The sequence below is a fragment of the Ruoffia tabacinasalis genome, assembly GCF_042652985.1.
Taxonomy (GTDB): domain Bacteria; phylum Bacillota; class Bacilli; order Lactobacillales; family Aerococcaceae; genus Ruoffia; species Ruoffia tabacinasalis.
Genome location: NZ_JBHSHQ010000006.1, coordinates 16,777 through 37,523 on the forward strand (window position 1 = coordinate 16,777; position 20,747 = coordinate 37,523).

The following is a 20,747-nucleotide window of genomic DNA, read 5'->3' on the forward strand; positions in this document are numbered from 1 at the left end:
CTCTCTTATTTTGTTATTCTTCAGCACCTATTTTATTAGTTAACATTTTCAACCAGTGAACGATAAATGTAGCAACAGCTGCGAAACCTAGAATAATTCCCCAAGTCATCAATGTCAGTGGTTCTGTACCTAAGACATTATTCATAAATGGTAAGTAAACTGCAACCAATTGTAAAACGACACCTAAAGCCATGGCACCCACTAACAATTTATTATGGAATAGCGTGCGGTCCAAGCCGAAGGATTTGAATTTACGAACATTAAAGATATGCATTAACTGAGCGATTGCCATATATGTAAAAGTCGCCGTTTGAGCATATTCTAAGGATAGGTCAGTGAAATTATGGAATAGGAAGAATACCCCGAAAGCTCCTAAACCAATAAATATTCCACTTATAATAATTCGACTTAAGAATTGACGGTTGACCAACCCTTTTTCAGGATCACGTGGCGGATGACTCATCACATTGTCTTCGGCTTCTTCGTAAGCTAAGGCAATGGCCGGTCCAATATCAATGAGTAAGTTAAGGAATAAAATGTGTAAAGGTTGAATTGGCATCGGTAATAGGAAGATAATTGTGAATAAAATTGACACAATTTCAACCATATTACAGGCGAATAGGAAAGATACAAATTTTTTTATGTTTTCAAATATGATTCGACCTTCACGCACGGCATCGACAATGGTTGAATAACGGTCATCCGTTAAAATCATATCAGACGCTTCTTTTGCGACTTCCGTTCCGCGAATTCCCATCGCGACACCGATATCAGCACCGTTCAAGGCAGGCGCATCATTTACACCGTCTCCAGTCATCGCAACGACTTCACCTTCATCTTGAAAAGCTCTAACGATTTGTAATTTGTTCTCAGGAGAGACGCGGGCAAAGACAGCTGATTCTCTAATTCGGTTAATGAAGTCCGATGAATCATGCATTTCGTCAATTTCTTTACCAGTCATGGTGTTTTCCCAATTGTTAATCCCGATTTCTTTGGCAATCACTGAGGCTGTTCGAGGGTGGTCACCGGTAATCATTTTCACAGTAATACCAGCCTCTTGCGTTTGTTTGATTGATTCGGCAACATCTTCTCTTGGTGGATCCATAATTCCGAACAAGCCATCAATCGTTAATATCTTACGATTATTATCAAACCAACCTTCGATGTCTTCTGTAATCTCATTGGCTTCATTCTCGTCTTCAACCGTATAGCTGGCTAGGCCGATGACACGGTTCCCTTCTTCAGTTAAAAGCTCGTTCCTCTCTGACCAAAATTCACTTTCTTCATCATCAATGTCTGTATATTCAGCTATTACATCTAAAGCACCCTTCATAATAAAACGGTAGATATTATCGGGCAGTTTATGGAAAGTAGCCATATATTTCTTCTCAGAATCAAAAGGAATTTCAGCTAGTTGCTCAAATTCAGTCTCTTTTAAAAATTCTGGTGACATACCAATTTTGTGTCCTAAGACAGTTAAAGCCCCATCCGTTGGGTCTCCTTCAATAGTATACTCGCCGTCATTTTCCGCTTCTTCATTTTCATCCGCCTCGTCTTGCTTAACTAATTTTGCATCACTGGATAAAAAACCATTCGTAATCAGCTTCAGTAAATCTTGATCGTTGTCATTTAAAGCGTCTGTGTCATGAATATTCTCAGCTTCTACGTCAACAACTTCACCGTTGTATTTCACAGTACCTTTAGGTTCATAACCGTTCCCAGTAACTTCATACACTTCATCATTTTTAATAATTAGACGTTCAACCATCATCTGGTTCTCCGTCAGGGTTCCGGTCTTATCACTGGCAATAATCGACGTTGACCCTAGCGTTTCAACAGCGGATAGGCTTTTGACGAGCGCTTCGTGTTCAGCCATCGTCGACATCCCGTTGGATAAGGTAATCGTTTCAACCGCTGGCATAGCTTCTGGAATCGCCGCTACTGCTAGAATAACTGCCACATGTAGCATTTCTGCCGTATCTTGACCGTTAAGAATACCAATTAATAAAACTAAACCTGCTGCAGCAAAGGCAACAATAATTAAAGCTTTACCTAATTTGTCTATTTCTTTATCTAGTGGACTTTCTCGGTCTTGATCTTCATCTAACATCTCTGAAATCTGACCTACTTCAGTATTCATACCGATACCCGTCACAACGGCTTCGGCTTTACCGCGGGTTACTGCTGTACCGGAAAAGACCATATTTAATTGGTCACCGAGTGCTTCATCTTCTTCAAATGTTGCGTCAGCATCTTTATCGACCGCTTCAGACTCTCCGGTTAAGGCTGCTTCCATGACCGCAAAGTTATTGGCACTAATTAACCGTCCATCAGCCGCAATCGCATCCCCTTCCCCTAAGATTAGAATATCTCCGGGCACAAGTTCGGTCGAATCAATTTCAATCTCTTCACCGTTACGGCGTACTTTTGCTTTTGTATCCACCATTGATTGGAGGGCTTCAACCGATTTTTGCGCTCCGACCTCAACAAAATACCCTGTAAAGACAGATATAAAAACAGCTAATAAAATTGCTAGCGCTTCAACCCAATCGCCCATTATGACTGAGATAACAGCCGCAACACCTAGTAAGTAAACGATAATATTATTAAGATTCTCTAGAAAAATCTCCCATTTAGACTTTGTTTCTGATTCTTCTAATTTATTCTCACCGTGTTCTTCACGATTTTCTTCGACTTGAGACTCATTCAAACCCTCTTCAACAGAAGTGTCGAATTCCTCAAGCACTTCCTCTAGTTTCCTCTTATATATTTCACTCATAGTAAACTCCTCTTGTTTATAAGATTTTTAACATAGCACTCTTACTTTTTCATATTCTTAATATAACATTTAATTTAAAGCAATTAAATTTATTTGCCTTGCGAAAATATATTAAATAAGCTTGATATTACACTATTTTAAATAAATATTTCGATATAATTACACTTAAATTAAGTTGACAATAAGCTCACATTTTATACAAAAAAAAGAACTGCCTCTCTAGACAATTCTCTAATAAATTTGCTTACCATTCATCACGAAAGTTCTCGACGGCTTCTTTGTAGCGTTTGATGATTCGGTCTTTTTGCTTTAATAGCACTTTCAACCCGCCTAGGAGTTCTTGGGATGTTTCGACCATATCCAAGTCTTCTTGTTGTTGCATGATTGCTTCATCAACGAGTTCATGAGGCACTTCGGCTTTTATTTCATTGAACACAGAAATAATCTGGTGCTTTAGACGTTCTTTCCGTTCAGGTTCCGCTGCTTTTATTTGCGGCACATGCTCTTTAACAAAGCGGAAATCTAGTCTCCGCGTCATCTTCCCGTCTAAGACTCGGACATATTCTTTTTGAAAAGGGGTGATCCCAGGCGTTTGTCCGTGAATTTGGTACCAGCCGTCATACATCGCCCAGACGCCGGGCTCAATTTCGGGTTGGAATTCTCGGCTAAGGATAAAGGTCGGATCATCGCCCGTAATTTCTGCTACCCACCGTTTTTCATCGGTGGCTGAAGGTTGTAATTGTAAATATTGTGGTTTCAGTGTCGACATTCCTTTCCTACTCAACTTACTTATGTGCGAATTTGCCAATTGAATGTGGCTTTGAGTGGGTCTCTTTGTGTCACTTCCATACTAACCATTGACCCTTTTCGTATCCGGCGGGACTCACCAGTGAATTCATATACCCACTCACTTAAAGTCGGTTCATGTCCAAAGACGAGTAACGTCGCATCATCTTGAACGGTTTTTAATGCTTCTAAAAACTTTTCTATCTCTCCAGTATAGATAAATTCATGAATCCTTGGTTCCTCAAGCTTTAATTTGTCGGTGGCGAGTGCGGCTGTCTCTTGCGCCCGGTTTGCTGGACTTGACCAGCTGACAAAGTTCCTTTCTTTAAGTGGCCCGAGTTTTTCTTCGAGTTCGGGAAGTAGTTTTGCGTATTTTTCCTTCCCTTTATCAGTCAGGTGGCGGTCGATGTCAACGAGTCCTTCCCTGCGTTCTTCAGCTTTCGCGTGGCGAATGAATATCAGTTCCATGATTCTCTCTCCTTTTAACTATGCTTAAAAATTATCTCGCGCTACTCTTAATTCAATAAAAGTTTCTAAGTTTTCAGCTTGTAGGAACAAGTTAATATCTTTTTCTATTCCAATTGTCGAAGGTAAAGTCGGTTGATCTTTTGCTCTTTGTGCTTGTACTTCTTCTAAAGCTTTTGCAAATGACGGATCTGTTGGATCTGTCTCGTGAGCAAAACGTAAATTCGTTTCTGTATATTCGTGCGCTGCATAGACTTTGACCTCATTTGGTAAAGCTTTAAAGGTTTGAAGCGCATCATACTGAGCTTGATAATCCCCGGTGAATACACGTCCGCAACCGCCTGAGAACAATGCGTCCCCACAGAATAAGTCATTTCCCATTAAGTAACTGATATGCTCTTCGGTATGACCACCACTTTTAAACACTTTAAAGGTTTTGTTCAATAATTCAAACTCATCGCCATCTTTGACAGTAACTTGGTTGAGACTGGCAGTTTCTTTCGGTCCATAAACAGGTGTCTCTGGGTATTTTGCTAAGACATCTTTGACCCCACCAATATGGTCATCGTGTTTATGCGTTAAGATGATCGCAGCTAAGTCCAATGCTTCTTTGTCAAAATAATCTAAAACGCCCGCTGACTCACCAGGATCGACAATAATTCCATCAGTTCCATTATCTATGACCCAAATATAGTTGTCAGAAAAGGCTTTTACTGGATTAATATTCATATCACTCACTCCTCTTTGCTTATATTTATCTTTATTCTAATCTTAGCAAAGTTTACAGAAATTTTCTTGTGATACTACTTGTGGGAGTTGGGAAAATGCAGACTTGAGACAAATGGCGGGGTGGTTTGGCTTGAGTTAGGTGAACTCGAGACAAACGGGATTCTCATTTGGCTTGAGTTAGACGAACTTGAGACAAACGGGATTGTCATTTGGCTTGAGTTGGGTGAACTCGAGACAAACGGAGTTGTCATTCGTCTTGAGCTAGGTGAACTCGAGACAAACGGGATTGTCATTCGGCTTGAGTTTGACGAACTCGAGACAAACGGGATTGTCATTTGGCTTGAGTTGACTGAACTTGAGACAAATGAGATTGTCATTCGGCTTGAGCTGGGTGAACTTGAGACAAACGGGATTGTCATTTGGCTTGAGTTAGACGAACTTGAGACAAACGGGATTGTCATTTGGCTTGAGCTGGGTGAACTCGAGACAAACGAGATTCTCATTCGTCTTGAACTAGGTGAACTCGAGACAAACGGAGTTGTCATTTGGCTTGAGTTGACTGAACTTGAGACAAACGGAATTATCATTTGGCTTGAGTTGGATGAACTCGAGACAAACGGAGTTGTCATTCGGCTTGAGTTAGACGAACTCGAGACAAACGGGATTCTCATTTGGCTTGAGTTAGACGAACTCGAGACAAACGGGATTGTCATTCGTCTTGAGTTGAGTGAACTTGAGACAAACGGAGTTGTCATTTGGCTTGAGTTGAGCGATTTCTTGCCACACGCATTCGCGATTGTACTCTAGCCGCCAACCAAATCCATTCCAATACAAAAAGGAAGGGCTTTATGCCCTTCCCCTAAAAATTTAGTAATGTCATTCCGTTTGGTACTATATATCTGAATAAACGAGTGTGTTGCGTGTCGTTTTTCTGGTTGTTAATTTATACTTTTCTCGCATCGGAATCACATTACTTTCTGCGTATTGGTCACTACCTGTTGAAATGCAAATTTCTTCACAATTGCACATCTAAACTTAAATACACACCACTGTCATCTATATACATCTACTAGCCTTCGCTATTTCTTTACACAGTTACCTCTAGCATTGTGGTAAACAACAGATAGTCCTGATACGCTGAGTAGCACTTTCACTGCTACTCCGAACCTTTAAGACGGTTCTGTCGTAAAGAGTGAAACGCCAATCTTTACTTACAGTTGCATCTCTCTCTTTACTAACTACATAATATCATGTAAGCGTTTACTTGTCAAGCGTTTTATTCATCTTTTTTCACTTTTTCTTTATAAATTATTGATTCAATCTCTTCGTCCAAAAGAACCTGTCGAATCAGGTTAAATGCACTCCAAACAGAGTATTCACGGTTCTGATTACGCTTGTATCCAAAGTGGAATTTCTTCGCAAAAGTAGACTTCTCTTTAACCGCCACACCAATCCAGACAGTTCCCGGTATCTCACCCTCTAGTGAACTTGGCCCTGCCGCTCCCGTTAAGGACACAGCGAGATCTGCCCCAAACGCTTCAAGTGCCTTTTCAGCCATCTCAAATGCACACTCTGCACTCACTACGCCATGCGTTTCAATGACTTCCTCATCTACACCGAGAACTTCTTTTTTAATGGATTCATCATACGTAACCATCCCTCCATCAAAAAATAGGCCGGCTTCAAATAAGCTCGACAATTCACTTAAAAATGCGCCCCCTGTTAAACTCTCAGCCCCAGTTATTTTAAGCTCCTTCTCTTTTAGTAGCTTTCTTACAATATTAGGTAAATTTTGATCACCGTGACCAATAATATAAGGAGCAACACTTTTTTCAATCTCACTTTCAGCTTTAGCAATGAATTGATGAACCTCATCGGCGTCAAAACCTCTCGCAGTAATCTGAACTTCAATCTCTAAACCCGCTGGAAAAATCTCAATAAACGTCGTGTCGTCAGATACCAAAATATCACCGAGATTTCTCTGCGCTTGAGCCATTGTTAAACCAAACAGTCGGACAAGCTTTGTTGAGACGACTTGTCCATTCAAAAGATGCTCAATAATAAGTGGCCAAGCTTTCTCAGTAAACATGGGTTTTAATTCATCAGTTGGTCCTGGTAGTAAGATATACGTATGGGTATCAGATTGATAAAACATTCCCAAAGCGAGACCTGTGACATTCACTAACGGAATCGAATCAAGTAAAGTTAGCGCTTGAAGTTGGTTATTTTTTGGCATGATTAAGTCTGAATTTTTATGGTAAGTAATAATTCGGTTTTGTGTGTCATCATCTAAGACCAATGGTTTATCGAGATGCTCTGATAGTGTTATTTTGACGATATCGTCCTCATCAGGACCTAAGCCACCTGTAAACACGAGTACATCTGCTTGTTGCTCTGCTTTCTCAATGGTTTCCAATAGCTTTTCATTAGAATTATCAATCATAACTGCTTGAGTCACATTAATACCTACAGAAGTCAACTCGCGAGCAATAAAAGCTGCATTTTTATTCTCAACTAAGCCTTTTAACAAACTTGAACCGACTGATATAATCTCTGCTTTCATTCAATCAACCTCCCAGATTTTTTTTACTTTTATTATCTTTCAGTTTATCACAACTGTTTAGTGGATAGAAAAACTGTACGAGTGCATTTTGCGAGAATGGTCGCCTAAGTAAATGGATATCATTTGCAGATAAAGCGTATACATAGTAAGCTTATTGTACAATAATAATAAAGATAATAGAAAAATAAGGAGGGAAAATTATGGTACAAGCAAAAGAGAAATTAATCGAAAAAGTAATGGCATGCCAAAAAGCTTGCGAGCACTGTTTTGATAGATGCTTACAAGAAGAAGACGTAAAAATGATGGCGGAATGTATTCGGACAGACCGAGACTGTGCTGATATATGTGGTATGGTTGTATCTTTCTCACATCGTCAAAGTCCCTTGTTAGATGAATTGATTGCGTTGTGTATTAAAGCTTGTGATACTTGTGCAAGTGAATGTGAACAACATGATCACGATCACTGTAAAGAATGCGCTAAAGCGTGTCGTGAATGCGAAGCGGCATGTAAAGAATATTTAGCAGTATAATTTATTAGAAGACGAGTATAAGTTCCTAAGGGAGGCTTATACTCATTTTTTGTCTCAACTTTAAAAACAGAATCGTTTCACTTTGTCTAATCTATATTACTCCGTTATACTTACGGTACAAACATCTAAGGAGACTATCGCCATGAAAAAACTCAATTACAAACACATAAATAATCAACAACTCATCGATGTCCGTGGACAACTGGACTATCAAGCTGGACATGGTCCAAAGACGCTGAATCTTAATCCAAGTAATTTTAAAAAGTACGCCTCATCATTTATCGCATCGGATCAAGCTATCATTTTTATTATTAATGAAGAATCAAAAGATTTCATTGATGAGCTTGAATTATTGAGCCAAGAAGTCGGATTTATTGATGTTCAAGGATATATTTTAGCACACGATATTCCGATAGAAAGCAGACAACAAATCAAGTCCATCAACGTACATGATTTTCTTGCAGTAAAAGATGACTATATTTTACTTGATCTCAGACATCCTGATGAGATCACACGTCCTGCCCCTGAAGAGAATTTAATTAATATTCCACTTGAAGACTTACCTTCCACTTACCAAAAGTTAGATAAAGACCAGAAGATTTATACACTATGTGGCTCAGGTAATCGCGCAACTGCAGCTGCTTCTTTTCTAGCTAATAAAGGCTATAAACCTGTCGTCATTGAAGGTGGGATGAAAGCCGTTCAAGAGGCAGTTTATTAACTTATTGCAATGTTAGTAAAGTCGGTGTATCCAAAGTTAGTATTTATAGATATAATAGATTACATAACAATACACTTTATTAACAAATAAAAAAAGGAGAAAGCGATGTTAACACCCATCATTTTACTTATTGTCTTTACTCTGTTAAATGGTTTTTTCTCTGGTTCAGAGATGGCATTTATAACTGCAAATAAAGACAAATTAGAGAAAGAAGCCGAGTCTGGGAGCAAAAAGGCTCAACTCGCATTAAAGCTATATTACAATCAAGATCGCGTTTTAGCGGTTGTCCAAGTGGCGATTACTTTAATCGGAACGTTAAACTCATCTTTTGCAACGAGTGGGTTATCACAATTCATTTCACCTTATCTAGGTGCACAAGGTGCGGCGATCGTTATTTCGCTCATCGTAACTGTATTAACTTTAATTTTCGGGGAATTATTACCTAAATCAATTGGGCAAGCCATTCCTGAAAAATATTCAAAGGCATCGGCACGTATTTTAAATCTGATTTACACGATTTTTAAACCGGTCGTTTGGTTTTTAACTGTCACGTTAAACTTCTTTCAATCGCTTCTTCCAATTGACTTTTCCAATGAAGATGAGAAATTAACTTTCTCAAATATCCGTGAAATTGTGATTCGAGGTGGTGAAGAAGGAGCGCTTGAATCGGATGAAGTTGGCATGATGCAAGGTGTTCTGAAACTGAACCGAAAAAATGTTCGTGAGGTGATGGTGCCTCGTAATCAAGCATTGATGATTGATATTAATAAAGAACGCGAAGTGAATCACGAAATCATCGTCAATTCGACATTTTCAAGACTGCCTGTTTATCAAGATGACAAAGATAATATTTTAGGTGTAGTTTTAGTGAAGGACTACTTGCGTGCGAGTGTCCTGGTCGGCGATTACACCCAAGTCGATTTAAAAGATTTAGCTCATGATCCTTTAAATGTTCCTGAAACTTTACTATTAGATGATTTATTCTCGCAAATTCAACAAAAGAGCAATCATATTGCGGTTGTAAAAGACGAATACGGTCAAACCGTTGGGCTCGTTACTTTAGAAGATATTATCGAGGAAATTGTTGGAGAGATTTATGATGAATATGATACGGTCGAAGAAGATGCTCTAGTGCAAAAACTAGACGAATCATCATGGCTAGTCAACGGTATTATGAATATCAATGACTTCAACGAATACTTTGGTACCATTGTGACAAGTAACGAAGTGGACACAATTGGTGGCTACTTCACATATAAATCCGAAATTATTCCAAGCGAAGATAAGATTGGCACATGCCTTGAAATTGAAATGCTGATGCTTGAATTAATGCAAGTCAATGAAGCAACTGCAACTCAATTAAAAGTTACCCGCATTAAAGAATAGCATAAATAAAGGCTCAAGAATGGTGATGAATTTATCACGGTTCTTGAGCCTTTTTAAATTATTTAGTTGTTGTCGCTAAGTCCCAATAAGTGACTTTTCCGGTTCCATTTCCAGTTATTTGTATCTTATCTTGGTTCGCATCGGGATAGACGCGTGAAGTAAAGACGGCTTCACCATCATTGACAAAGATTTCTAATGAGGACGTATCAGAGAAAATGTGTAATTGCGATAGTGATTCAAGTGGAAGCGTGCGCTTACGACGACCGTAGCCACTTTCTCCATGTCTTAATGTTAGTTCTCCGTCTTGATAAGTTACCGAAGTATCTTGTCGCAGTTGTAGTTCAAAATCTTTCGGCCGTTCATCAAAATCAATCAATAGTTCGTAGACTTCACCTCTTAGTGTGTCAGAAGACAATTCAGTCAGTGAATACGACTGTTCTTGGCCACGCAGAGTTTGATATTCCACTAAGGGGCGTTGTTTTAACATGCCGTCTTCAAAGTTTAACTCACGCGGTAAAGCCATCGCATGTTGCCAACCTCTCGCAATCGTTGGGTTATTGTATTCCGGCTGAGTATCGCCAATGCCCATCCAAACCCACATAATGCGGCGACCTTGGTCGTCTTCAAACGTTTGAGGTGCATAGAAATCAAAGCCGTGGTCCAACTCTCTAAAATCTTCTTCCACTTGGAACTTTAACTCCTCCCAGTTCACTTGCCCGGTTAAGTAAGTGGCCGCATGTGGATTATGATAGTTGTATGTTGTTGGTAGGATTCCTTGAGGTGAAAAAATTGCGATATCTTTACCTGACACATTAAAGTAATCCGGACATTCCCACATGTACCCTTGATCTTCATCCCCTTCTAGAAATACACCTTCATATTCCCAGTCATATAAATTAGTTGAGCTATAAATCAAGATGCTTCCCACATTAGTACGACGTCTCGCACCTAAAATCAAGTAATATTTTCCATTTAATTCAAATACTTTTGGATCGCGAATATGATCCGTAAAACCTTCTGGGTATGCTGAGTGCGGAATGATTACTTCTCTTGATTCAATTGTAAAACCATCAGGTGAAACTACATGGACAGTATGTTGTTCGCGTCCACTAAATGTATAATCATGGTCACCCTCATTTTTAACGTTACCTGTATAGAAGAAATGAATCTTATCGTTTAATACAATGGCACTACCTGAATACACTCCATCTTGGTCAAACGCTTGATCAGGTGACATAAAGATCTCTTCATCTTTAAAATGCACCATATCTGTCGACGTTTTGTGTCCCCAATGAGTTGCGCCACCTTTAGGGTCTTGGGGAACATATTGATGATATAAATGATAGACACCATCAAATTGCACCGCCCCGTTTGGGTCATTCAACCAGCCTGTTTCAGGCATTTGGTGATAACTAAGTCGCCATGGATCTGCCTCTACACTTGCCTTTAATTTTGCTTGAGCTGCTTGAATTTGTTTCCAGTTAATATATGCTTTTTTACTCATCAATTCGTCTCCTTTACCTCAATTTTAAACTTCTTCACGAATGGCTTTTCCTTGTAAACGAACTAAGATGAAGCCAACTATGAAAGCTACTAAGCTCACGATAATGTATTGTGCTAAAGCTGTTAAGCTACTTGTATAAAGTAGCAATCCAGGAATAAAAGTAATTCCCATACCTGTTGCTGCTAAGTCGAAGAGGTAAGTTAAAAACCCTCCAACCGCACCCGCAACAATCCCTGAACCAAATATACGCAGTGATCTCATGTTAACACCGAATAGTAAGGGTTCTGTAATTCCAAATAAAGTAGGCACCGCTGAACTGATCATGTTTGTACGTTTCACTTGGTCCTTCATTAAAAAGGCTGCTCCAATTGCAGCACCAAATTGTCCTGCCATACTCACTGTAGTTAAAGGCTGAATCACATTCAATCCTGTATCACTCAACAACGTTATTTCGATTAAACCAATTGAATGGTGTAAACCAGTAATAACAATTAATTGTTGAAGTGCTCCAAAGACTATGTAGCCAATACCTAACGGCGCATTGATTAAAGTGACGATACCATCAATGACAAAGCTTTCAATTACTTGAATGATTGGACCTAACACAAATAATATAACACCAATTGTAATCGTAATCGTTAAGAACGGCGTCACAATCAGATCCATCACTTTAGGCACCCATGTACGTAACCATTTGTCCAATTTACTAATCATCCAACCCGCAAGAATCGCTGGGAAAATCGAACCTTGATAGCCATAAATATCAATCCCGAAAATATTCATCGGACTCGCACTGCCGCCTCGAACGTCATAGGCATTCGGTAATTGTGGTGCTACCATCATCAACCCAACAACAATACCCAACAACGGATTCCCACCAAATTTACGCGTTGCACTGTAGGCAATTAACACTGGTAAGAATGCAAAAGCCGTATCTGTTAGCATCGCAAAGAGTCCTGCAACATCTTCAGTCATCTCTAGACCAAGTTCAACTAGTAAACCACGCAGACCCATTAATAGCCCTGTCGTTACTAGCGCTGGAATTAAAGGCACTAAAATATCTGCTAAAATTCGAACAACTTTTTGAACAGGATTTAAGTTTGCATAAATATCATCTTTCATCGACCCATCATCATCTGAACTTGATTTTCCTAAATATTCATCTAATTCTTTAGTGACTTCATTGACTTTTCCTGTACCAAAAATAAACTGATGTTGCCCTGTTGAGAAGAAATAACCTTTACTCTCTTCAATATTATCTGCTTTCTCTTTATCTAACTTACTATCGTCTTTAAGCACAACACGCAAGCGCGTAGCACAGTGCTCATAGTTTTTTATATTCTCTTTACCACCAATGACATCCAACAACTGTTCAATTGATTTATCATATTTCCCCATGTTTATCCCTCCAGATAATTACAAAACTTGAAAACGGAACCGGTTCCATTAAACAGTAAAGCAAACGCTTGCAAATTGCAAGCATTTTTTGTTATTTTATTTTTTTAGTGGATTGTTTTACATTTAATTGATTGGGCAACGTCTCCAGTAAGCTAACTGGATCCTCTTTCATCATTTGTTCGATCCGATTCAACGCTTTAATCCCTAAGTCATAAAATGGGTAATCGATGGTTGTAATACTTGGAAATGTATAATCAGATTCGCTATATCCCCCAAAACCGGATAAAGAAAAATCATCTGGAACAGATAGATTTAATTCGTTGGCTGCATTCAATATTCCGATCGCTATATGATCCGTTGCAGCCGCGATATAAGTTGCCTCAGTCGTTGGTAAATAGTCTAAAGCTTGTTGATAAGCTTCTTTTCTTGAGAAACTCGTCTCATGGAATGCTGCTTCAAAACCTGCTTCTTTTACTGTATCCATAAACCCATTTCGTCTCAAAACCCCCACCGCATTGTCCTCTTCTGTGACGCCGACGTATAATATTTTTGTATGCCCCAATTCCAAGGCATGTTCAGCAATCAATCTGCCCGCTTCATAATCTTGATGGACAAGACTTGGAACACCCTCAATTTTTTGGCCTAAAATGAGGGTGGGAATGCTTAATTGAGTGACTTGTTTCTTTAAGTCCTCATCCATCTTACTCGCGATGAGGATAATCCCTCCAACTTTTTGTCTTTCTAATAATGAAATATTCTCTTTTTCACGTTCGATACTTAAGTTCGAATTGGTTAACATTAACTGAAAGCCCTTTTCATGCGCAACATCATCGATCCCTTTTAACACTTGATTTGTCGATGGGGAATCGAATCTTGGCAGAACCACACCAATCATATTTGAGTGCTGGGCTTTTAAACTTTGGGCAAATTGATTCGGCACATAACCTGTTTCTTCGATGATGGCTTGGATTTTTTCACGTGTCTTGTCACTCACAGATCCATTATTTAAATACCGGGATACCGTGCTTTTTGCCACACCCGCACGCTTCGCAATGTCATTTAATGTCGTCAATTCCTTCACCTCTTTATCTATTTAACATTATATTACCATATCGGACCAATGAACTCATTGTCCAAATTCAAATCCTAAGATTCCTTTAAAATAATTCGCCACAGTTCGGTTATAACTATCAAATTAGGTGAAATTTTAGTATATTAGAGATACTTAATTAATCATTGGAGGTCATTACTATCAAATTCGAACATAAAATGCGTGGAAATGTGTCATTTGGTGTTAACCCAATTGGGTGTAAACAAGAAGTGAATAATCAAATTGACTTTGTTAAAGAACAAGGTGCTTATGAAGGCCCTAAAAAAGTCTTAATCATTGGTGCGTCTTCAAGTTACGGCTTAGCGACACGTATTAGTCTCGCTTTCGGTGCGAATGCGGATACGATTGGTGTATCATTTGAAAAAGGTCCTAAATCAGAAAAAAACTTAGGGACAGCAGGTTGGTATAACAATATCTACTTTAAACAAGCGGCAGAAGCCGAAGGCTTAATCGCGAAAAACTTCGTCCAAGATGCTTTCAGTCACGAAACGAAGCAAGATGTTATTAAATACATCAAAGAAGAATTTGGTGGTAAAGTTGATCTGGTTGTATACAGTCTTGCGTCAAGTGTCCGCACAGATCCTGATACCGGCGAACGCTTTAATTCAGTGATTAAATCGATTGACCAAACAGTTGTCGGACCGAATGTAAATATTCAAAAACAAGAGTTCTTTGAGCACGTCTTAGAACCTGCGACAGAAGAAGAAATTGCCGATACAGTCAAAGTGATGGGGGGCGAAGATTGGCAATTATGGATGGAAGCTTTAAAAGAAGCAGGTGTCCTAGAAGAAGATGTTTTAACAGTAAATTACTCATACTTAGGTTCTGATCTAAACCGTCCTTACTATGGTGACGGAACGTTAGGTCAAGCGAAAGCAGACTGTGAAGTCAAAGCAGATAATATTAATGAATTATTAACTGATATTAATGGAAAAGCGACGATTGTAGTTGCGACGGCTGTAACAACCAAAGCCAGTTCAGTGATTCCATTCTTCCCAGTGTATTGCATGGGGCTTTATCGCATCATGGCTGATAACGGAACGCATGAAACGCCAATTATGCACCAAGACCGTATTTACCGTGATATGTTATATGGTAATAATGCAGAGTATGATGACAAAGGACGCCTACGTCCAGATAGTTGGGAGTTAGATCCAGAAGTTCAAAAAGAAGCTGAAACATTAATTCACACGATTAATGAAGATAATTTCACTTCGGACAAAACTGGTTATAGTATCTTTATGAAAGAATATTTAAACTTAGCTGGCTTTGACGTTGACGGTTATAACGAAGCCGAAGGCGAAGAAACAACTCTAGATGATTTACTTGCTTTAGAATTCTAAAAATTCAAACAAAAAATAGTTCGCCTGTCCAACGCGAACTGTTTTTGTTATATAAGACCTTTCATTTGGCTTTTATTCAATTGTTACTTAAGATTAATCAAAGAGATATATTAATTCATTATAATATTAATATTTAGAAAGGATGAGTAAAATGAAAGCTGCCATTATTGTGGATAGTACTGCAGGCTTAACTGAAGAAACAGCGATGCACTCGAATATTTACCAAGTATATCTTAGTACCATATTTGAAGATGGGACTGTGTATATTGACTCGCCCGATGAGTCTTTAACGAAAGATTTTTACGATAGAATGGACACTGAGAAAAACCTGCCCAAAACTTCTCAACCCGATACGAGACAAATTTATGATGTATTTGAGCAACTTGTTCAAGATGGTTATGACACGGTCTTTGGTGTTTTAGTCTCTGAGAAAATAAGTGGAACCTTTCAATCAATTCAAGCGACTTCCAGAGAATTCAGCGATCTATTAGACATTCATTTAATTGATGCACAGTTGACTTCTTTTGTGATGGAGGCGATGGTACTTAATTTAGTTGAACTCATTCAACGTCAAATTGAACCAAATGACATTGTTACTCGTATCAAGCATTTGCTTGAACAATCAGCCTTTTACTTCACTCCAGCAAAACTGGATAACTTAGTGAAAGGTGGTCGCGTTAGCTCATTAAGTGGGTTTCTTGGCAATGCCCTCAATATTAAGCCCATCATTACAATAGGTGCAGAACACGATGGGCAAGTACATGTTCCGGAAAAAATCCGGACGAAGAAAAAGGCTCATGACCGCTTGTTTGAGATTGCGGATACACACATTCAACAATATCCAAAACACGCATATGTCGCGGTTGGCCATACTGGGGCTGAAGAAGATGCTCAAGTCATGCGCGACCGCATTCAATCCGCTTACCCTGATTTACCCATTCGAATTGGCTTTATTACGCCCGTTCTAGGAACTCATGGCGGGAGTGGTGTCATTTCAATCAACGTGGCCCCATTATTAAATCCTTCCGCAAACTCCAATTAAATACGCGCATTTGCTAGCCATTCAGCAATCAATTTGACCGTCAGGTCAGGTTGATCTGCATAGAGATTGTGGCTAGCTTTTTGTATAACTTTATAATCGACATAAGGGTTTTGTCTCTCTTCCAGTCTTTGCATTTTAATCGGTAACTCCTCTTTGGAATCACTTAATAGCAATAAGGTCGGAGTTTTGTAATCCGGTCGGATAATCGTTAATTTCATCGCATCATTTAATTTCATTAGTTCCAACAAGCCTTCTTCAGATAACTCGTCGCCACCTATTTGACTTAGTACTTCTTTAGTTTCTTCCATAGATTCAGCCAGCGTTTTACCAACATCTTCATTCGTCAAGATTCCCCCATCCAACATAATCACTCGTTCAATTTGTGTTAGGCGGGTAGATAAGTATGCTGCGATTTCGGCCCCGATAGAATGCCCCATCAAGATGATCTCTTCATCTGGAAAATACCCTTCAAAATAAGCTAGTAACTCTTCAAAATCATCAATCGTGACATCTTTCGCACCGAACTGTCCCGGTAAATCTAGATAAGTAAATTCATAGCCTTTTTCTTCCAATGAATCTCGTAACTCCAATGAATCTTCTCGACCGCCTCCGAAACCATTTATAAAAAATATTTTCTTGCTCATCTGTATGACCTCTTTTCTATAATGACTCTTCACCAGGTAGGTTGCGTTAGTATAACACATCGCCTTTAAAAAACATCCTTAAAGACTTTTACTTAATTTAACACTGAGCGAATGGCTTGAGTCCATTGTTCCATGCGTTCTTTTTCACGGCCGTTATTCAAACCACTTGTAGATAAGGCGCTGACAACGTCATAGGATTGAAAGACTGGTTGTTTAATAATTTCTTTATAGGCTGTTTTCCCATTCGCAATAATGAGTTTGATTGGTATACCCTTTAACACGATTTCAAAATCATTTAAGGTCGAATTCTTTATCTTATGATCTAAACTTCCCTCCCTTTGCGCCGTCGCATACACATCCCAAAGACCGATGCCGTGGGCTTGTAAGGTATCTAAGCGTTCTTGGTAATTAACTGGGTCTGGAACTTCTAAGGCGTTAAATACTACCCGCCAAAAGGCATTCCCTGGATTGCCGTAATACTGTTGCTTACGTAATGACGGCACACCCGGATGGCTACCCAAAATGAGGATGCGTGTTCCTTGATTGACGACCGGTCCAAAACTATGTGTCTCTTCCATATCTCATTCTCCTATTCAACATTTTTAATGCAAAAAGCTCCTTCTAAAGAAGTCAAAGCTTGTACTTCAGAAAGAGCAACTAATTACTTATTAACTTAGTCTTTGATCGGTTTGTATTCGACTTCTAAACCTTTCTTCACAGCTGGACGCTCTGCAATGCGGCGAGCCCATTCTAATACCTTTGGATATGATTGGATATCTAAGAATTCTGCTGAACCTTCGTATAAATCCCCTAGAGCAAGACGACCATACCATGACCAGTTTACGATATCCGCAATTGTATATTCGTCTCCTGCAATATATGGACGTTTCCCTAAAGTCTTATCTAATAAATCTAATTGGCGCTTTGTTTCCATTGTGAAGCGGTCGATTGGGTATTTTATTGGTTCTGGTGCATAGGCAAAGAAGTGTCCAAAGCCTCCACCAACATAAGGTCCTGCACCAATTTGCCAGAATAACCAGTTCATCGTCTCAGTGCGACCATGAATATCTGTTGGAATTAATTTATTAAATTTCTCTGCTAAGTAAAGTAAAATCGAACCTGATTCAAAGATTTCTAAACGTGGTTTTTGGCTATAATCAACCAGTGCCGGAATCTTAGAGTTTGGATTGATGTCAACGAAATCTGAACCAAATTGGTCACCGTCGCCGATATTTATTAGATATACATCATAATCAACATCCACACCTAATTCTTTTAATTCTTCAAACATAATGGTTGCTTTAATTCCATTAGGTGTTCCTAGTGAATAGAGTTGGAATGGCGCTTCTCCTACAGGCAATGTTTGTTCGAAACGACTCCCTGCAGTTGGGCGGTTACCCCCTAAATCTGAATCTTCGTCTTCCCATTTCCACACTTTTGGTAATTCATATGCCGTCATTATAACACTCCTTATATAGTTTATTCGTAGCTTCATCATACTACTTTTTTTGACTAATGACTAAACATACACATAGAGTTTAATTAGTAATAATTATTTATTTTATCTTCAATTACTTTGTGTTTTAATGTTCAAACTTTCACTGTTTATTCAGCTCGTTTTTATTAAACCCAATAAAATACGCATTCATTTAGATATTTAATTTAATTTTTAATTGTGATACAATGAACTTGTTGAAAGACTTAAATTTTTGAAAGGGGTTATTTTATGGATGTTTTTATGGGGAAAGCACAAGGTTTTCATGGACCGATTACAGCTAAACTTACATTGGAAAATGATAAGATATTGAAAGCAGAAAGTGAACATACAAAAAGTGCATATATTGGTGACCTTGGAATTCAGCGATTATTAAAACGTATAGAAAGTGAACAAAGTTTAGATGTCGATGTAATTTCAGGTGCTACATATAGTACAAATGCATATTTAACTGCTGCTAAAAAAGCAGTTTCGGTTGCAAAAGGTAAACTGAGTCAAGAAGATGCTCTTAATTTAAATATTTCATTGGAAAATAGTAAGGATAATCAAGTAGATACGGTATCAAGTGCTTCTATAACTAGTCACGATGAAGTCAACACTTCTGTAGCTAGAGAAGCTGTTTATATGTCTAATAATCCCGATTTGTTTGATGAACTATTTGATGTTGTTATTGCTGGTTCAGGTGGAGCAGGACTTTCAGCTGCTGTTGAGTCAGCGCGAGGTGGATTGAAAACGATTATTTTTGAAAAAGCTGGCATTCCTGGTGGTACAACAAATGCTTCCGGAGGTGTTATTCAAGCAGCTGGCACAAAATATCAAAAAGAATTTACAGATTTTAAAGACGATACCCCTAAAAAGCATGCTCAACTTTGGGTTAAGGCTGGAGAAGGTCGGGTTGATGAATCATTAGTTTGGGATTTAGCTTTAGGCGCTCCTGACAATATTGAGTGGTTAGTTGAACTTGGGTTAGAATTTGATACTGTTTATGGACATGCTAAAATACCTTACATTACCGATGATTTACATGCCGATCGAATTCATCAATATAAAAATGGTGGTCAAGGTGGTGAAGGAACCCTATTAACTCAAACCCTACTAACAGATTTCATAAAACATGAAGGTCAGATTGAGTACGATTCACCCGTAGTTGCTTTAATATTAGACAAGGATACTTCTTCTGTTATCGGTGCTGTTATAGAAAAAAATGGGAAAGAAGTTAAAGTAAAGGCAGATCGTGGTGTTGTTTTAGCAACAGCATCTATAGATCATAACCCCGCACTAGCTAAAGAATTGAATGACCAACAATATTATGATATTTCTAATTCTACTTTATTATCAACACCTTATGATACAGGGGATGGAATTATAATGGGGATGGGAATAGGTGCTGCCGTTTCTGGACTTGGAGGCTGTATTGATTTTTGTAGCCGAACAGGTAATGCAACAAATAACCAAATTCCAACTATTCCAATGGTTCTAATTAATGGTATCGGAAAACGTTTTGTTCGGGAAGATTCTACTTATGCATATCACTATCGTGCGATTTTCCAAGAAACGAAAAAACATGATGCACCTACTTATATGGTTTTTGGAAAATCATCAATTTCTGAACCGGGTAGCGCATGGACCTCAGAAAGCTTAAAAGCGGATGTAGAGTCTGGTTTGGTAATCAAAGCAGAAACCTTAGAAGAATTAGCAGAAAAAATTGCTGTACCCACTACTAACTTAAAAGAAACAATAGAAAAATGGAATAGTTTTGCTGCTAATAAGGAAGACGCAGAGTTTGGCCGCTTAGAAGGATTGAAAGAAATTTCAGGACCTTATTATGCTATGTTAAACAAGGCATCAAACTTAGGATCGCTGGGTGGATTACGTATTAATACTGATTCGCAAGTAATCAATTCTTTTGGACAACCTATTAAGGGACTCTATGCAGCAGGCCTAAATGCCGGTGGCTGGGTAACTGGATATTATCCAGGTTCTGGAACAGCGATTGCTGGAATAATTCATCAAGGTCGTAAAGCTGGAAAACATTTAGCTGCAAATAATTAACTCCACTACAATGAATAAATAATATTATTTCTATTTTTAAATGACTTCATCTTTTCTTTCAAGATGAAGTCATTTTTTTATTATTCTATCCCTTTCTATATATTAAAAATACATAATAATAATGACTCTACGATAAAGTCCATATAATTGTGTAAAAGATAAAAGGCCATGTAACAGCCCTTTTGCGGTACAATGTTTT

Annotated in this window: 18 protein-coding genes; 7 read left to right on the plus strand and 11 right to left on the minus strand. The window is 38.6% G+C overall.

Annotated features, from left to right (window positions below; translation table 11 throughout):
* Positions 1–13: 13 nt before the first annotated feature.
* The 4 genes from ACFO5Y_RS00990 to gloB all read right to left on the minus strand — a co-directional run bounded on the left by ACFO5Y_RS00990 (position 14) and on the right by gloB (position 4,759).
* Entirely contained in the window at positions 14–2,779 is a 2,766-nt protein-coding gene (locus ACFO5Y_RS00990) for a cation-translocating P-type ATPase (RefSeq protein ID WP_197104903.1), read from the minus strand.
* 244 nt (positions 2,780–3,023) lie between these two features.
* A complete protein-coding gene (locus ACFO5Y_RS00995; RefSeq protein WP_197104904.1) occupies positions 3,024–3,548 on the minus strand; it encodes a hypothetical protein in 525 nt (174 codons plus the stop codon).
* 20 nt (positions 3,549–3,568) lie between these two features.
* A complete protein-coding gene (locus ACFO5Y_RS01000; RefSeq protein WP_197104905.1) occupies positions 3,569–4,033 on the minus strand; it encodes a SixA phosphatase family protein in 465 nt (154 codons plus the stop codon).
* 24 nt (positions 4,034–4,057) lie between these two features.
* Entirely contained in the window at positions 4,058–4,759 is a 702-nt protein-coding gene (gloB, locus tag ACFO5Y_RS01005; RefSeq protein WP_197104906.1) for a hydroxyacylglutathione hydrolase, read from the minus strand.
* Positions 4,760–4,846: 87 nt separating this feature from the next.
* On the opposite strand from gloB, the gene ACFO5Y_RS01010 reads away from it, so the two are divergent.
* On the plus strand, positions 4,847–5,566 hold the full coding sequence (locus tag ACFO5Y_RS01010; RefSeq protein WP_197104907.1) for a hypothetical protein: 720 nt from the start codon (positions 4,847–4,849) through the stop codon (positions 5,564–5,566).
* A gap of 469 nt (positions 5,567–6,035) precedes the next feature.
* Here the strand turns inward: ACFO5Y_RS01010 and ACFO5Y_RS01015 are convergent, their stop codons facing one another.
* Positions 6,036–7,322, minus strand: a complete 1,287-nt coding sequence (locus tag ACFO5Y_RS01015; RefSeq protein WP_197104908.1) for a CinA family nicotinamide mononucleotide deamidase-related protein — start codon at positions 7,320–7,322, stop codon at positions 6,036–6,038.
* A 200-nt stretch (positions 7,323–7,522) separates the two neighbouring features.
* Between ACFO5Y_RS01015 and ACFO5Y_RS01020 the strand changes: the two genes are divergently transcribed.
* The 3 genes from ACFO5Y_RS01020 (at position 7,523) to ACFO5Y_RS01030 (ending at position 9,959) form a co-directional block, all read left to right on the plus strand.
* A complete protein-coding gene (locus ACFO5Y_RS01020) occupies positions 7,523–7,852 on the plus strand; it encodes a four-helix bundle copper-binding protein (RefSeq protein WP_197104909.1) in 330 nt (109 codons plus the stop codon).
* Between the two features lie 142 nt (positions 7,853–7,994).
* The gene (locus ACFO5Y_RS01025) at positions 7,995–8,573 is read left to right on the plus strand and encodes a rhodanese-like domain-containing protein (RefSeq protein ID WP_197104910.1); all 579 of its coding nucleotides are present in this window, start codon (positions 7,995–7,997) and stop codon (positions 8,571–8,573) included.
* Between the two features lie 105 nt (positions 8,574–8,678).
* Positions 8,679–9,959 carry a hemolysin family protein gene (locus ACFO5Y_RS01030; protein WP_197104911.1) on the plus strand — a complete coding sequence of 427 codons (1,281 nt, stop codon included), beginning with the start codon at positions 8,679–8,681 and terminating at the stop codon, positions 9,957–9,959.
* A gap of 58 nt (positions 9,960–10,017) precedes the next feature.
* Here ACFO5Y_RS01030 and ACFO5Y_RS01035 read toward each other — a convergent pair whose 3' ends face one another.
* The 3 genes from ACFO5Y_RS01035 to ACFO5Y_RS01045 form a co-directional block, all read right to left on the minus strand.
* Positions 10,018–11,463, minus strand: coding sequence for a glycoside hydrolase family 32 protein (locus ACFO5Y_RS01035; protein WP_197104912.1), 1,446 nt, complete (start codon positions 11,461–11,463; stop codon positions 10,018–10,020).
* A 24-nt stretch (positions 11,464–11,487) separates the two neighbouring features.
* The gene (locus ACFO5Y_RS01040; RefSeq protein ID WP_197104913.1) at positions 11,488–12,861 is read right to left on the minus strand and encodes a PTS transporter subunit EIIC; all 1,374 of its coding nucleotides are present in this window, start codon (positions 12,859–12,861) and stop codon (positions 11,488–11,490) included.
* 91 nt (positions 12,862–12,952) lie between these two features.
* The gene (locus tag ACFO5Y_RS01045; RefSeq protein WP_197104914.1) at positions 12,953–13,933 is read right to left on the minus strand and encodes a LacI family DNA-binding transcriptional regulator; all 981 of its coding nucleotides are present in this window, start codon (positions 13,931–13,933) and stop codon (positions 12,953–12,955) included.
* Positions 13,934–14,130: 197 nt separating this feature from the next.
* On the opposite strand from ACFO5Y_RS01045, the gene fabV reads away from it, so the two are divergent.
* Positions 14,131–15,315 (plus strand): enoyl-ACP reductase FabV, encoded by a 1,185-nt coding sequence (gene fabV, locus ACFO5Y_RS01050; RefSeq protein ID WP_231606925.1) that lies wholly within the window; start codon positions 14,131–14,133, stop codon positions 15,313–15,315.
* Between the two features lie 151 nt (positions 15,316–15,466).
* Positions 15,467–16,357, plus strand: coding sequence for a DegV family protein (locus ACFO5Y_RS01055; protein ID WP_197104915.1), 891 nt, complete (start codon positions 15,467–15,469; stop codon positions 16,355–16,357).
* On the opposite strand, the gene ACFO5Y_RS01060 is transcribed toward ACFO5Y_RS01055, so the two are convergent.
* The 3 genes from ACFO5Y_RS01060 to yghU all read right to left on the minus strand — a co-directional run bounded on the left by ACFO5Y_RS01060 (position 16,354) and on the right by yghU (position 18,460).
* Positions 16,354–17,001: an alpha/beta fold hydrolase gene (locus tag ACFO5Y_RS01060; protein WP_197104916.1), complete on the minus strand. Its 648-nt coding sequence runs from the start codon at positions 16,999–17,001 to the stop codon at positions 16,354–16,356. The two genes, ACFO5Y_RS01055 and ACFO5Y_RS01060, sit on opposite strands and share 4 nt — an antisense overlap.
* A 92-nt stretch (positions 17,002–17,093) precedes the next feature.
* The gene (locus tag ACFO5Y_RS01065) at positions 17,094–17,579 is read right to left on the minus strand and encodes a DNA-deoxyinosine glycosylase (protein WP_197104917.1); all 486 of its coding nucleotides are present in this window, start codon (positions 17,577–17,579) and stop codon (positions 17,094–17,096) included.
* Between the two features lie 95 nt (positions 17,580–17,674).
* Positions 17,675–18,460: a glutathione-dependent disulfide-bond oxidoreductase gene (yghU, locus tag ACFO5Y_RS01070; RefSeq protein WP_197104918.1), complete on the minus strand. Its 786-nt coding sequence runs from the start codon at positions 18,458–18,460 to the stop codon at positions 17,675–17,677.
* 267 nt (positions 18,461–18,727) lie between these two features.
* Here yghU and ACFO5Y_RS01075 point away from each other — a divergent pair, with 267 nt between their 5' ends.
* Positions 18,728–20,548: an FAD-dependent oxidoreductase gene (locus ACFO5Y_RS01075; RefSeq protein ID WP_197104919.1), complete on the plus strand. Its 1,821-nt coding sequence runs from the start codon at positions 18,728–18,730 to the stop codon at positions 20,546–20,548.
* The last annotated feature ends 199 nt before the right edge of the window (positions 20,549–20,747 follow it).

What these genes read in the sequence shown, in the direction of transcription:
- ACFO5Y_RS01020 (WP_197104909.1), top strand. Translation starts at nt 7,523, where the DNA reads ATGGTACAAGCAAAAGAGAAATTAATCGAAAAAGTAATGGCATGCCAA.
- ACFO5Y_RS01055 (WP_197104915.1), top strand. Translation starts at nt 15,467, where the DNA reads ATGAAAGCTGCCATTATTGTGGATAGTACTGCAGGCTTAACTGAAGAA.
- ACFO5Y_RS00990 (WP_197104903.1), bottom strand. Translation starts at nt 2,779, where the DNA reads ATGAGTGAAATATATAAGAGGAAACTAGAGGAAGTGCTTGAGGAATTC.
- ACFO5Y_RS01040 (WP_197104913.1), bottom strand. Translation starts at nt 12,861, where the DNA reads ATGGGGAAATATGATAAATCAATTGAACAGTTGTTGGATGTCATTGGT.
- ACFO5Y_RS01035 (WP_197104912.1), bottom strand. Translation starts at nt 11,463, where the DNA reads ATGAGTAAAAAAGCATATATTAACTGGAAACAAATTCAAGCAGCTCAA.
- fabV (WP_231606925.1), top strand. Translation starts at nt 14,131, where the DNA reads ATGCGTGGAAATGTGTCATTTGGTGTTAACCCAATTGGGTGTAAACAA.
- gloB (WP_197104906.1), bottom strand. Translation starts at nt 4,759, where the DNA reads ATGAATATTAATCCAGTAAAAGCCTTTTCTGACAACTATATTTGGGTC.
- yghU (WP_197104918.1), bottom strand. Translation starts at nt 18,460, where the DNA reads ATGACGGCATATGAATTACCAAAAGTGTGGAAATGGGAAGACGAAGAT.
- ACFO5Y_RS01075 (WP_197104919.1), top strand. Translation starts at nt 18,728, where the DNA reads ATGGATGTTTTTATGGGGAAAGCACAAGGTTTTCATGGACCGATTACA.
- ACFO5Y_RS01065 (WP_197104917.1), bottom strand. Translation starts at nt 17,579, where the DNA reads ATGGAAGAGACACATAGTTTTGGACCGGTCGTCAATCAAGGAACACGC.
- ACFO5Y_RS01015 (WP_197104908.1), bottom strand. Translation starts at nt 7,322, where the DNA reads ATGAAAGCAGAGATTATATCAGTCGGTTCAAGTTTGTTAAAAGGCTTA.
- ACFO5Y_RS00995 (WP_197104904.1), bottom strand. Translation starts at nt 3,548, where the DNA reads ATGTCGACACTGAAACCACAATATTTACAATTACAACCTTCAGCCACC.
- ACFO5Y_RS01000 (WP_197104905.1), bottom strand. Translation starts at nt 4,033, where the DNA reads ATGGAACTGATATTCATTCGCCACGCGAAAGCTGAAGAACGCAGGGAA.
- ACFO5Y_RS01060 (WP_197104916.1), bottom strand. Translation starts at nt 17,001, where the DNA reads ATGAGCAAGAAAATATTTTTTATAAATGGTTTCGGAGGCGGTCGAGAA.
- ACFO5Y_RS01025 (WP_197104910.1), top strand. Translation starts at nt 7,995, where the DNA reads ATGAAAAAACTCAATTACAAACACATAAATAATCAACAACTCATCGAT.
- ACFO5Y_RS01030 (WP_197104911.1), top strand. Translation starts at nt 8,679, where the DNA reads ATGTTAACACCCATCATTTTACTTATTGTCTTTACTCTGTTAAATGGT.